Raw genomic sequence first — 12,488 nt, forward strand, 5'->3', positions numbered from 1 at the left:
TAACCTTTCGGCGAATCTTACGGTAACGCGGGAGGCAGATAATACGCTTTCCCGCCACAGAGTCAATCACTTAATTTCCTCTGCTCTACTCGGCTACTTTGTGAAGTTGCTCACAGCGCCGTGTCGATGGATGCGCATTATAGGGAGCCGCTTCAGAATGGCAAGGGTTTATATTAAAGTTTTTTCCGTTTGCTGATTATTTGAACATAAAGGTGATTTATGACGCTCTTTTATCGCTTTTGGCAGATCTGCCAGGCTATTTAGCACCCAATCTGCCGCAGCTTCGCCTTCTGCCGTGACTGGTTTGCCGGTGCGCACCAGAACCTTAGTACCAATATTCGCTGCTAATGCTGCCTGCATATCTTCAATTTTGTCGCCAACCATATAAGAAGAAGCCATATCGATGTTAATTTCACTTTGCGCTTGCAGTAACATGCCTGGCAGTGGCTTGCGGCATTCACATGCTTCGCTGAACTCCGCGACACTGCCATCGGGATGATGTGGGCAGAAATAGATGCCGTCCAAATCAACACCACGATCAGCAAGGGACCAATCCATCCACTCAGTTAGGCTTAAGAACTGTTCTTCGGTAAACATACCGCGTGCAATGCCCGATTGATTGGTGACTAATACCAAAGCAAAACCCATTTCTTTCAATTCACAGCATGCATCAATTACACCGTCTATAAACTGAAACTTGTCAATTTCGTGAACATAACCGTGGTCGACATTAATTGTACCATCACGATCTAAAAATATTGCGGGGACGGGCTGAGTCACTTATCTGCTCCTGAAGGCTGTACATCCCGTTAGTATCGCATGTTTTATTACCGATTGAGAATGGAAGAGAATCAGTGTTGCCAGTTGACTTAGCCGTCTAGACGCCTTAACATCCAATCCATACTTCGGTTCTGCTGAAGTTGACTTCATATCTAGCCACGGAAATAACGATAAAATAAGAATAATATGATTAAACTTTCTCACATCAGCAAAGTATTCCAGCAGGGTTCGCGCACGATTACCGCGCTTTCAGACGTGAGCCTACACGTCCCCGCTGGGCAAATTTATGGCGTTATCGGTGCTTCAGGTGCCGGTAAAAGTACACTGATTCGGTGCGCCAATATGCTAGAGCGCCCTACCAGCGGGCAAGTCCTGGTAGATGGTCAAGATCTCACCACCTTATCAGAAGGCCAGTTGACGCGCGCTCGTCGTCAAATTGGCATGATTTTTCAGCATTTTAATTTACTCGCCTCCCGTACCGTGTATGGCAATATCGCGTTGCCGCTTGAATTGGACAACAGATCACGCGCAGATATAAAGAAGAGAGTAACCGAGCTGTTGGATTTAGTCGGCCTGGCTGATAAGCAAGATGCTTATCCCGCGAACTTATCAGGAGGGCAGAAGCAGCGTGTTGCTATTGCTCGCGCGCTGGCCAGCAATCCTAAAGTTCTGCTGTGTGATGAAGCCACCAGCGCACTGGATCCGGCAACGACCCGCTCAATTCTGGAATTGCTAAAAGATATTAACCGCCGCTTGGGCCTCACAATTTTGTTGATCACCCATGAAATGGATGTGGTGAAGCGCATCTGTGATCAAGTCGCCGTTATTAGTGACGGTAAATTGATTGAAAAAGATAGTGTCAGCGAAGTGTTCTCTCATCCGAAAACCCCGCTGGCTCAACAATTTATCCAATCAACCCTGCATTTGGATATTCCGGAGGATTACGCCAAGCGTATGACTCAAGAGCCAGCGGCGGATCGCGTCCCACTGCTGAAACTGGAGTTCACCGGTAAGTCTGTTGATGCGCCGCTGATTTCACAAGCAGTGCGCCGTTTCAACATTGATATCGGTATTCTTAGCTCGCAAATGGATTATGCCGGCGGCGTTAAGTTTGGTGTCATGCTGGCTGAGCTACATGGCGACACTCAAGATGGCCTAGCTGCCATCAAGTTCTTGCAAGATCATCATGTAAAAGTAGAGGTTCTGGGTTATGTCTGAGGCAATGATGTGGTTAATGGGCCGAGGCGTCTGGGAAACTCTAATGATGACTTTTGTGTCCGGTTTCTTTGGTTTTGTTTTGGGGCTACCGGTCGGGGTTCTGCTGTATGTCACCCGTCCTGGGCAAATTATTGCCAACAATAAGATTTACCGAACACTGTCTGGGGTAGTGAATATCTTCCGCTCTATACCTTTCATTATCTTATTGGTGTGGATGATTCCATTTACGCGAATGATAGTCGGTACATCTATTGGTTTGCAGGCCGCGATTGTGCCGTTAACCGTCGGTGCAGCACCCTTTATTGCCCGAATGGTAGAGAACGCCCTGCTGGAGATCCCGTCCGGTTTGGTTGAAGCCGCGCGTGCAATGGGTGCAACGCCAATGCAAATCATTAAAAAGGTGCTGTTGCCTGAGGCCCTTCCTGGCCTGGTCAATGCCGCCACAATTACCCTGATTACCCTGGTAGGCTATTCTGCTATGGGGGGGGCTGTCGGTGCCGGTGGCCTAGGCCAAATCGGTTACCAGTATGGTTACATTGGTTATAACGCCACTGTAATGAATACGGTATTAGTATTATTAGTAATTCTGGTTTATCTAATCCAGCTCAGTGGCGATCGGATTGTAAAAGCCGTTACCCACAAGTAGTTGTTGCCACATAAATTAGTTGTTGCCACATAAATTACATAGCGACTGCCTCACACAGCGGCGCACCTTAACGAATGTCTATAGAGGAAGGGATATGTCTTTAAAATTCAAATCTATCGCGGCAGTCAGCGCACTCATTGGTACTCTGGCTCTCGTGGGTTGCGGCCCGGCAGAAAAAGATCCAAACCACATTAAAGTGGGTGTCATTGTCGGTGCTGAGCAACAAGTTGCTGAAGTTGCGCAGAAAGTAGCAAAAGACAAATATGGCCTGGATGTTGAACTGGTCACTTTCAACGACTACGTATTGCCAAACGAAGCACTGAGCAAAGGTGATATTGACCTGAACGCCTTCCAGCATAAACCTTATCTGGATCAGCAAATCAAAGATCGTGGCTACAAGTTGGTTTCCGTAGGTAACTCATTCGTTTACCCGATTGCTGGTTACTCTAAGAAAATCAAATCATTGGAAGAGTTACAACCTGGCTCTCAGGTCGCACTGCCAAACGATCCGACTAACCTGGGCCGTTCTCTGTTACTGCTGCAAAAAGTGGGCCTGATTAAGCTGAAAGAGGGTGTTGGCTTGTTGCCAACCGTGCTGGATGTGGTTGAAAACCCTAAAAACCTGAAACTGGTTGAACTGGAAGCACCTCAGTTACCACGCTCTTTGGATGACCAACAGATAGCATTGGCCATTATCAACACCACCTATGCAAGCCAGATTGGCCTGACGCCAGCGAAAGATGGCCTGTTTGTGGAAGATAAAGAGTCACCTTACGTCAATCTGATCGTGGCCCGCGAAGATAATAAAGATGCGGAAAATGTGAAGAAATTTGTTCAGGCTTACCAGTCTGACGAAGTTTACGACGCAGCAAATAAAGCCTTCAATGGCGGTGCAGTTAAAGGCTGGTAATCATCAATTGGCTATTTTGCTGAATACCACGCTAACTAAATTCAGTGTTTGCTAAATATATTGCAAGACGGGCTATAGCCCGTCTTGTTATTTGCATAATAGATTGCTTCAATAGCGCCTCTTAAATAAAAAGGCTGAGGAATTTCTATGCGTGCGTTACCTCTGTGTCTGTTAGCTATTTCGCTAACGGGATGCTCTATGCTTCAATCAAAGCCATCCACCACAGAAACCCCGGTTAAACAACCGTCTCCGGTGACTAAAACCAGCCCAACGGTAGCCCCTCGCCCGGCTCCGGTAAAACTTTATAAAAGCGCGGAAGAGCTTGTCGGCAAGCCTTTCCGTGACTTAGGGGAAGTGTCCGGTGAATCTTGCCAATCGACAGTTCAGGACTCTCCACCCAGCATTGCAACCGCCCGTAAAAGAATGCAGACCCGCGCATCTTATATGAAAGCCAATGCGGTCTTACTCCATCAATGTGAAATACAAAGTGGTATCCTTGGCTGTTATCAACAAGCGGTGTGCCAAGGTTCAGCACTGAGCGTTTCCTCAAAATGAGTCTGTTCTCCTTTAATCAGATCGGCGTGATCCGTTCACCCTATAAAGAGAAGTTTGCCGTGCCACGGCAACCCGGTTTGATTGAGGATGGTGGGGGTGAGTTACAACTATTAGCACCCTATAATCAGCCAGAGGCCGTGCGGGGCTTATCTGATTTCAGCCATCTATGGGTGATGTTTGTTTTCCATCAAACCATGGATGGCGGCTGGCGTCCGACGGTTCGCCCGCCACGTTTAGGCGGCAATGCCCGAATGGGCGTTTTTGCTACCCGCTCCACTTTTCGCCCTAACCCGATTGGGATGTCTCTGATTGAGCTAAAAGGGGTGCGCTGCCAAGGTGGCGAGGTGATTTTAGCATTGGGCAGTTTGGATCTGGTTGATGGCACGCCAGTGATTGATATCAAGCCCTATCTCCCTTTTGCGGAGAGTCAACCGCAAGCGCGCGCGGGTTTTGCTCAATTAGCGCCTGATGCTAACATGCAAGTTTGCTTCTCCACCACCGCCGAACAGCAGTTAGCACAGCAACAACAACAGTATCCGAATTTGCGGCGTTTTATCACTCAGGTTTTAGCGCAGGACCCGCGTCCCGCCTACCGCAAAGATGATAACGACAACCGCGAGTATGCTGTTCTACTGCTTGAATTTAATGTGCGCTGGCGGGTTATGGGCCAACAAACAGAAGTGTTATCCATCGACCCACGTTAAATTTCGCCCTGCTCTCTTTTGACAACCCGTACTCACTGGTAAACTAAACTACTTTTTACTTTTTTGGCTGCCTCTACTTGTTGCAGTGCCAATGGAACCAAAACATCATGCGTACTAGCCAATATTTGCTCTCCACTCTTAAGGAGACACCTGCCGATGCTGAAGTGATCAGCCACCAGTTGATGCTCCGCGCCGGGATGATCCGTAAACTGGCATCAGGTCTCTATACCTGGTTACCGACCGGGGTCCGGGTGTTAAAGAAAGTCGAAAACATCGTGCGCGAAGAGATGAATAATGCGGGTGCTATCGAGGTTTCAATGCCGGTGGTGCAACCGGCTGACTTGTGGCAGGAGAGTGGCCGCTGGGAACAGTATGGCCCTGAGCTGTTACGTTTTGTTGATCGCGGCGAGCGCCCTTTTGTTCTCGGCCCGACTCATGAAGAAGTGATTACTGACCTGATCCGCGGTGAGATCAACTCTTACAAACAGCTGCCGCTGAATTTCTTCCAGATCCAGACTAAGTTCCGTGATGAAGTTCGCCCACGTTTTGGCGTGATGCGTGCTCGCGAATTCCTGATGAAAGATGCCTACTCTTTCCATACCACTCAGGAGTCGTTGCAGGAAACTTACGACGCGATGTATACCGCTTACAGTAAGATTTTCGAACGTATGGATTTGAATTTCCGTGCTGTGCTGGCAGATACTGGCTCCATCGGTGGCAGCGCATCCCACGAATTCCAGGTGCTGGCAGAAAGTGGCGAAGACGATATTGTTTTCTCAACCGATTCTGATTATGCCGCTAACATTGAGTTCGCTGAAGCGCTGGCCCCTACTGAACCACGGGCCGCGGCAACAGAAGAGCTGCGTATCATTGATACCCCCAATGCAAAAACCATCGCTGAATTGGTCGAGCAGTTCAAACTGCCGATTGAGAAAACAGTGAAAACCTTATTGGTCCATGCTCATGAAGAGAGTGGACATAAGTTGGTGGCGCTGCTGGTGCGCGGTGACCACGAATTAAATGAAATCAAAGCAGAGAAGTTGCCACAAGTTGCCAAACCACTGACCTTTGCCAGCGAAGAGGAGATTCGTGCGGCAATCGGTGCAGGCCCTGGCTCACTTGGGCCGGTTAATCTGCCACTGCTGGTTGTCGCTGACCGCTCCGTGGCAGTGATGAGTGACTTCGGTGCGGGCGCGAATATCGACGATAAACACTACTTCGGTATTAACTGGGAGCGCGATTTGCCGCTGCCACAAGTTGCTGATTTGCGTAATGTGGTTGAGGGCGATATCAGTCCTGATGGTAAAGGTACACTGCAAATCAAGCGCGGGATCGAAGTGGGCCATATCTTCCAGCTCGGGACCAAATACTCCGAAGCGATGAAAGCCACGGTTCAGGGCGAGGATGGCCGTAACCAAGTGATGACCATGGGTTGTTATGGTATCGGGGTGTCTCGTGTGGTTGCTGCGGCGATTGAGCAGAATTATGACGACCGTGGCATTATTTGGCCAGATGCGATCGCGCCATTCCAGGTTGCAATTTTGCCAATGAATATGCACAAATCCTTCCGAGTGAAAGAGTTGGCGGAAGAGTTGTATGCCACGCTGCGTTCACATGGCATTGACGTTATTCTTGACGATCGTAAAGAGCGCCCAGGTGTGATGTTTGCTGATATGGAATTGATTGGTGTGCCACACAATATCGTGATTGGCGACCGCAATCTTGATAGCGAAGAAGTGGAATACAAACATCGCCGTGCTGGCGAAAAGCAAATGATTAAAACCAGCGAAATCATTGATTTCTTGCTGAGTCAGATCAAACGCTAAGTTAGGTATTTTGATCGTCAGGCCGCTGGGTAATCGCCACCAGCGGCTTTTTATTTCAGCGACGAACCGATTTTATTGGCTGTCGCAGCTTTTATTAGCATTGAACTGAATATCATCACCCGCCGGGATCAATGTTTTATCCGATTGTCCCTCTTCCATCGAAGGCCGAATATCAAAGTGACCATTGAGCGTCAGAAATACAGGTTCACCGGCATTTTTACGCGCTTTCAGATACCCTTTCTCCAGCGCGATACTATTCTCTACTGGGAAAGTTTTGCCGGTTGCACAATCAGTAAATAGTGCGGCATCCGCAAAGTATTTATACATGCCACTTAATGACATCGGCGTTTTAGGCAAAGATTGTTCGCTCGGCACCAACTGATAATTCAACGTAGATTGGATCGGCAACCCCTGTTGATCAAGCATCACCAGATTCTTACCCACGGGGCGGAAATAACGTTTTTCTCCCTGCCCATTGGTTAACACCAATTTATCCGCAGTACGCGCCCACTTACCATATTCAGCAAAAGTTTGATCACCCTCTTTACTGCCACGATAAATCTCTTTTAGGACAAATGTGCCGTCGCTATTAAGAAACAGCGAGGTATCCAGTCCGCTGCAATCTGCACAGGGTAATACCCCCTGATAACTTTGCTGCATCGGTTGTAAAACCTGCTCTACCGGCTGATACCTATTATTACAACCGAAGAGTGACAGCGCACCTACTGCCACAAACAGCGTTATTGCTAATTTACTCACAGTCACTCTCCCATACTGTGTGCGATATATAAGGCATGAAGCCATCCAGGCATCACCCCTGATCTATTTTTCCGCGCAGCGCTTTGGTTGCCCCTTTGCGGACTTTGCTTTCAACTCGCCTGATTTTTGAGCCTTTGGTGGGTTTCGTCGCCCGACGGGGCTTTTCCACGACCATGGCCTGACGAATCAATGCCACCAGCCGCGCTAATGCCGCCTCACGATTCATATCCTGGCTGCGGTACTCCTGCGCTTTAATGATGACCACACCTTCAGCCGTCATCAAATGACTATTTAGCAATAATAACCTTTCTTTATAATACTCTGGCAGGCTTGATGCCTTGATGTCAAAGCGCAAATGGATAGCGGTTGAGCTTTTATTAACATGCTGGCCTCCTGCCCCCTGCGCTCGGATCGCGGTCAGCTCAATCTCGCTGTCGGGTAGGCTGACGCTATTAGATATAATCAGCACACTTATTGCCCACTGCTCTGCCATTCGGCAAAACTAATTTCCAGACTATTCTTATCATCTGATAACCAGATAGTTCCCTCTTGCAAGGTGGCCTGTAATGACATATTTCGGTTAGACAACGCAGCCAACTTTGCCATCTGTTCATCATCAAGGAAGCGCACTTGAAGATTGCGGTGTCCAGAGAGCTTATCCTGGACCTGTGGCCACCACACTTTAGCCGCCCGCTCACTGTAGGCATACAGCACAACGTGCTGTGACTGATTGCAGGCTTTTCGTAACCGTTTCTCCTCTGGCAGCCCTAATTCTACCCAGAGTTCAATGCCATTGTGATCGTTGTGACGCCAGATTTCCGGCTCATCATCGGCGCTCAGCCCCTTAGTAAACTGTAAACGTTCATCTGCATGACAAATCCACGCTAATAAACGCAGCATCATGCGCTGGTCGGTTTCGGAGGGGTGTTGCGCTATCGTCAGGTTAACATCCTGAAAAAAATTACGATCCATATCAGCAATGTTAATAGCGGCTTTATGGATGGTTGCTTTTAGTGCCATGGGTGACCTCTTAATTATCTGGCGGACAGTGTACTTGATTAGGTCTGCCAGCAGCCAGACAACCCTGTGTAAAGAGAGTTATTAGTGGCATCAATACTAAAAAGAAACCTTATCTTCCACTCTAATATCTCCATCACTCCTGTGCTATAGTCCTTATAAGTTCAGAGTTTATCTTCGTAGGTTGACAGTGTGCTGTTTCCGCTGAGAATTTACCGGGTTAAACTTTTCCAGGAGGATTACTGTGCAGCAATACTGTGAATTAGTACGCCGTTTTTATGCCGAAATAGGAAGTGGTGACCTTGGCTACGTGCCAGACGCCCTGCGTTGTGTATTGAAAGCATTGGACGAAGTTGCGGCTAACGACGCACTCCCGTCCTCCGTTAGGGAACAGGCGGCCTATGCCGCCGCTAACTTATTGGTGAGCGATTATGTCGATGAGTGAAGAGTATCAACCCATCAACTGTGATGACTACGATAATCTGGAACTCGCCTGCCAACATCACCTGATACTGACGTTGAAGTTGAGAGGCGGCGAGATCGTGGAAGGTAAAGCTAGCGATCTGCTGCTGAGAAAAAAGGTCGAGTACCTGATTGTCGAACAAGACGGAGCTATGCGTGAGTTACGTCTGGACCATATTGCCAGTTTCAGTCATCCCGAAATCGGGACTGTCGTGGTGAGTGCATCATAGTTTCCACGCTTTATATGGGCCGCTTTTCAGCGGCCCCAAAGTTTAAGCTGCTAAACCGGCATATTAAGGTTTAAGACTGGCATAGTAAGCGGCCAGGTCAGAAAAATCCTCGTCAGATAAGTTAGACACATAAGCCCGCATCACTTCAGCCTGCCCCCCTGTACGCCCACCTTTTTTATACGCGGCCAATGATTGCTCCAAATAGAGCGCATTCTGTCCAGCCAGATTAGGGTACATCGGCACTGAAACTTTGCCATTCATGCCATGGCAAGCCACACAACTGGCTGACTTCACTCGCCCAGCCTCGATATCATTTTTTGCCAGCGCCGAAAAACTGCACAGGCCGAGAACGACCAATGTACTGACGACAAATTTCATCATTGCTCCTCACACAGTATTTTGCCAATTTCGGGCCTGTTGGCGACGTTTGTTTGCCGCCTTCCCGCCCCCTGAAATCTATTGGGTCTATTTATTATTATTCCGCTTTGGTCCAATTCAGATACCAGCACGGCTCGCCTTCTTTCGCCTGCCCCGCCTGAGTCACGAAAACCCCAGCAGCGGCAATCAGTTGCTCGCCAAAATAGAGCAACGGAATACGTTCCCGCTGCCATGGCGGAATACCTAACTCCTGCCATATCTTCTTTCCTCGGCGCGAATGGTGCCGCCCGACAATTTTGACGTCGCCATGCAATCCAAAACCTATACTGATCTCGTCGCCAACAGCAGCAGCTCTTACCGCTTGCCCACCACTGGTACTCAAGCTCAGGACACCTAGATTGGCTGGCAGAACCAAGGGTTCAGGTAGCACCTCTTTATCCTCAGCCGTTGCCCAAGAGAGATGATCTACACCTATCTCTTTCAGTGCCAGTACCAAGTAGAGATATTGCTGGAAACGGCGAACCTGATAAGCACCGAGGGTTAATTGAGGCTCTGCATCCTGCCTGGCCATCGCGACCTCCAACCACAATCTTTGTAACTGGCTCTGCGACGGCATTGAGGCTCCTCTCTCTGCTAACCAACGGCGCAGTATTGCCGCTCGCTTAGCCTCTGACGCCAGCAGTAGCCCCTCAATGGAGAGCGCGCCATGGTGATTTTTTAGTTGTCGCACACTCTCAGCCAACAACTCATCCAATAGTTGTTCTTGCTCGGCACACAAACCCGCACTACGTGCCGTGGCCTGCGCGAAATGCGGCCAACGATGATGAAGTAAAGGCAGAATTCTCAAGCGCAGGAAATTACGATCGAAACGATCGTCCTGATTACTGTCATCTTCAATCCACTGTAATTGCTGGATTCGGGCATAGCTCTCTAGCGTTTCGCGGGAAAATTTCAGTAAAGGTCGCAATAACTGGCTGTGGGCAAAGGGCATTTTAGCAGCCATTGCGGATAAACCTGCCGGGCCACTGCCCCTCTTGAGAGCAAGCAGGAAGGTCTCACATTGGTCATCCAGATGCTGGGCTGTAAGTAACACTTCATCGGCTGCTAAATGTGAAGAGAAGGCCTGATAGCGAGCCGTTCTGGCTGCCGCCTCAATACCATTGTTACGGGAATCAATACTCACTCGAACCACTTCGAGTGGAATTTGCCATCGCTCACATTGTTGTTGGCAATGCTTTACCCAACCATCTGCCCGCGGATTTAAGCCATGGTGAATATGAATGGCACGTACTTTCAGTTCAGGAATGAGTTGGTCACGTATACAGACCAATAAATGCAGCAATACACTCGAATCCAAGCCACCACTGAATCCCACCAGAAAATTGCGATGTCCCCCCAATTGTGCGAACACGGGGTTAAGTAAAACATTTGGCGTAGCAGGGACTGGGTTCATGTTATTCCGGCATCAATTCATAGAGCTCCAGTGGTAAACCATCTGGGTCATTAAAGAAAGTAAAACGTGATTGAGTATAAGGATCAATGCGAACCGCTTCGCAAATCACCCCAGCAGCGTCGAGTTCACTGACGGCCTGTTCAATGTCATCAACCTGAAAAGCCAGATGTCGCAAACCACAAGCTTCTGGGCGACTCGGGCGCGGTGCCGGTGAAGGGAAGGAGAATAATTCGATGGTGTATTGCCCATTTAACGCCAGATCAGCTTTCCACGAATCGCGCTCTGCGCGATAAACCTCACTAAGCAAATTGAAGCCCAGTACCTCACAATAGAATTTTTTGCTGGCCTGATAATCTGAGCCAATGATCGCAATATGGTGAACCTGACGTATTGCCAGCATATAACCTCCGTTAAATTAAGTCTGCATGTTCATGCGTACTTCAGGTTGCCTGTGCGTTGGCGACCTTCCTGCACTCAAGTTATTTAGGCTATATATGCTTTAGCCAAACTCAGGTATTCGGCAAAAAATAGATAAAAAAAACCGGCGCTTAAATTCTGCACCGGTTTTTCTCAATGGGCAATAAACTCAGCAGTAGCCGTAGTTCATCAAACGCTGATAACGACGATTCAATAGCTCTTCTTCATTCAGAACATCCAAATCACTGAGGTCCGCCAGCAATTGTGCTTTCAGTGAAGCAGCAATCGCTAAATAATCACGGTGGGCGCCACCTAACGGCTCAGGGATAACGGAGTCAATCATCTTCAACTCTTTGAGCCGATGCGCGGTGATGCCCATAGCTTCTGCGGCTAATGGCGCTTTATCTGCGCTTTTCCACAGGATAGAAGCACAGCCCTCAGGGGAGATAACGGAATAGGTACTGTATTGCAGCATATTCACTTTATCGCCAACACCGATAGCTAATGCACCACCAGACCCCCCTTCACCGATAACGGTACAAACGATAGGTACATTCAGTCGTGACATCTCACGCAGGTTACGTGCGATGGCCTCAGATTGACCTCGCTCTTCTGCGCCAACCCCCGGATAAGCCCCTGGTGTGTCGATAAAAGTAATGATTGGCAGCTTAAAGCGCTCAGCCATCTCCATCAGACGCAGTGCCTTACGATAACCTTCCGGCGCAGGCATACCAAAGTTGCGGCGGATCTTCTCTTTGGTTTCACGACCTTTTTGATGACCAATGATCATCACTGGGCGACCATCCAAACGAGCAATGCCACCGACGATAGCTTTATCGTCAGCATAGGCGCGATCGCCTGCCAGTTCTTCGAAATCGGTAAAGATATTAGCGATATAATCCAGGGTATAAGGACGACGAGGATGGCGTGCCAGTTGGGCAATCTGCCATGCGCCGAGGTCCGAGAAAATCTTCCGCGTCAGCTCGAGGCTTTTCTCACGTAGACGCTGGACCTCTTCATCCAGATTAATATCTAATTTTTCGTCTTGACGGCTGACTGCAGTCAGCGAGTCAATTTTCGCTTCCAGCTCTGCAATCGGCTGTTCAAAATCAAGAAAATTCAGACTCATAGCA

Annotated in this window: 16 protein-coding genes; 8 read left to right on the plus strand and 8 right to left on the minus strand. The window is 48.7% G+C overall.

What is annotated here, in order from left to right; translation table 11 throughout:
* Positions 1-168: 168 nt before the first annotated feature.
* The gene (gene gmhB / locus AACW11_RS09530) at positions 169-780 is read right to left on the minus strand and encodes a D-glycero-beta-D-manno-heptose 1,7-bisphosphate 7-phosphatase (RefSeq protein WP_212586601.1); all 612 of its coding nucleotides are present in this window, start codon (positions 778-780) and stop codon (positions 169-171) included.
* A 186-nt stretch (positions 781-966) separates the two neighbouring features.
* On the opposite strand from gmhB, the gene metN reads away from it, so the two are divergent.
* The 6 genes from metN (at position 967) to proS (ending at position 6,639) form a co-directional block, all read left to right on the plus strand.
* Positions 967-1,998, plus strand: a complete 1,032-nt coding sequence (gene metN / locus AACW11_RS09535) for a methionine ABC transporter ATP-binding protein MetN (protein ID WP_212586602.1) — start codon at positions 967-969, stop codon at positions 1,996-1,998.
* The gene (locus AACW11_RS09540) at positions 1,991-2,644 is read left to right on the plus strand and encodes a methionine ABC transporter permease MetI (protein ID WP_032813821.1); all 654 of its coding nucleotides are present in this window, start codon (positions 1,991-1,993) and stop codon (positions 2,642-2,644) included. The genes metN and AACW11_RS09540 overlap by 8 nt, the downstream gene beginning before the upstream one ends.
* Before the next feature lie 94 nt (positions 2,645-2,738).
* Entirely contained in the window at positions 2,739-3,554 is an 816-nt protein-coding gene (locus AACW11_RS09545; protein ID WP_005276171.1) for a MetQ/NlpA family lipoprotein, read from the plus strand.
* 147 nt (positions 3,555-3,701) lie between these two features.
* Positions 3,702-4,109, plus strand: a complete 408-nt coding sequence (rcsF, locus tag AACW11_RS09550; protein ID WP_212586603.1) for an Rcs stress response system protein RcsF — start codon at positions 3,702-3,704, stop codon at positions 4,107-4,109.
* A complete protein-coding gene (gene tsaA / locus AACW11_RS09555) occupies positions 4,106-4,813 on the plus strand; it encodes a tRNA (N6-threonylcarbamoyladenosine(37)-N6)-methyltransferase TrmO (protein ID WP_032898246.1) in 708 nt (235 codons plus the stop codon). The genes rcsF and tsaA overlap by 4 nt, the downstream gene beginning before the upstream one ends.
* Positions 4,814-4,920: 107 nt before the next feature.
* Complete coding sequence (gene proS, locus AACW11_RS09560) at positions 4,921-6,639, plus strand: proline--tRNA ligase (RefSeq protein ID WP_212586604.1); 1,719 nt, start codon at positions 4,921-4,923, stop codon at positions 6,637-6,639.
* Positions 6,640-6,711: 72 nt separating this feature from the next.
* Here proS and nlpE read toward each other — a convergent pair whose 3' ends face one another.
* From nlpE to AACW11_RS09575, 3 genes are read right to left on the minus strand one after another with little or no spacing between them, the layout of a single operon-like run.
* Complete coding sequence (nlpE, locus tag AACW11_RS09565) at positions 6,712-7,398, minus strand: envelope stress response activation lipoprotein NlpE (protein ID WP_212586605.1); 687 nt, start codon at positions 7,396-7,398, stop codon at positions 6,712-6,714.
* Positions 7,399-7,450: 52 nt separating this feature from the next.
* Positions 7,451-7,867 (minus strand): alternative ribosome rescue aminoacyl-tRNA hydrolase ArfB, encoded by a 417-nt coding sequence (gene arfB / locus AACW11_RS09570; RefSeq protein WP_212586606.1) that lies wholly within the window; start codon positions 7,865-7,867, stop codon positions 7,451-7,453.
* Between the two features lie 2 nt (positions 7,868-7,869).
* On the minus strand, positions 7,870-8,418 hold the full coding sequence (locus tag AACW11_RS09575; protein ID WP_212586607.1) for a YaeQ family protein: 549 nt from the start codon (positions 8,416-8,418) through the stop codon (positions 7,870-7,872).
* A gap of 241 nt (positions 8,419-8,659) precedes the next feature.
* On the opposite strand from AACW11_RS09575, the gene AACW11_RS09580 reads away from it, so the two are divergent.
* Together AACW11_RS09580 and rof are read left to right on the plus strand one after the other, a co-directional pair.
* Positions 8,660-8,860 (plus strand): YaeP family protein, encoded by a 201-nt coding sequence (locus AACW11_RS09580; RefSeq protein ID WP_002212152.1) that lies wholly within the window; start codon positions 8,660-8,662, stop codon positions 8,858-8,860.
* Positions 8,847-9,107, plus strand: coding sequence for a Rho-binding antiterminator (gene rof / locus AACW11_RS09585; RefSeq protein WP_019211527.1), 261 nt, complete (start codon positions 8,847-8,849; stop codon positions 9,105-9,107). Before AACW11_RS09580 ends, rof begins: the two co-directional genes overlap by 14 nt.
* 63 nt (positions 9,108-9,170) lie before the next feature.
* Here the strand turns inward: rof and AACW11_RS09590 are convergent, their stop codons facing one another.
* The 4 genes from AACW11_RS09590 to accA form a co-directional block, all read right to left on the minus strand.
* The gene (locus tag AACW11_RS09590) at positions 9,171-9,488 is read right to left on the minus strand and encodes a c-type cytochrome (RefSeq protein WP_212586608.1); all 318 of its coding nucleotides are present in this window, start codon (positions 9,486-9,488) and stop codon (positions 9,171-9,173) included.
* Positions 9,489-9,582: 94 nt separating this feature from the next.
* Entirely contained in the window at positions 9,583-10,938 is a 1,356-nt protein-coding gene (tilS, locus tag AACW11_RS09595; protein ID WP_212586609.1) for a tRNA lysidine(34) synthetase TilS, read from the minus strand.
* A 1-nt stretch (position 10,939) separates the two neighbouring features.
* Positions 10,940-11,338, minus strand: coding sequence for a VOC family protein (locus AACW11_RS09600; RefSeq protein ID WP_212586610.1), 399 nt, complete (start codon positions 11,336-11,338; stop codon positions 10,940-10,942).
* Positions 11,339-11,524: 186 nt separating this feature from the next.
* Positions 11,525-12,484: an acetyl-CoA carboxylase carboxyl transferase subunit alpha gene (gene accA / locus AACW11_RS09605; protein WP_048617213.1), complete on the minus strand. Its 960-nt coding sequence runs from the start codon at positions 12,482-12,484 to the stop codon at positions 11,525-11,527.
* Between the last annotated feature and the right edge of the window lie 4 nt (positions 12,485-12,488).

It is taken from the genome of Yersinia sp. Marseille-Q3913 (genome assembly GCF_963892745.1).
Taxonomy (GTDB): Bacteria; Pseudomonadota; Gammaproteobacteria; order Enterobacterales; family Enterobacteriaceae; genus Yersinia; species Yersinia bercovieri.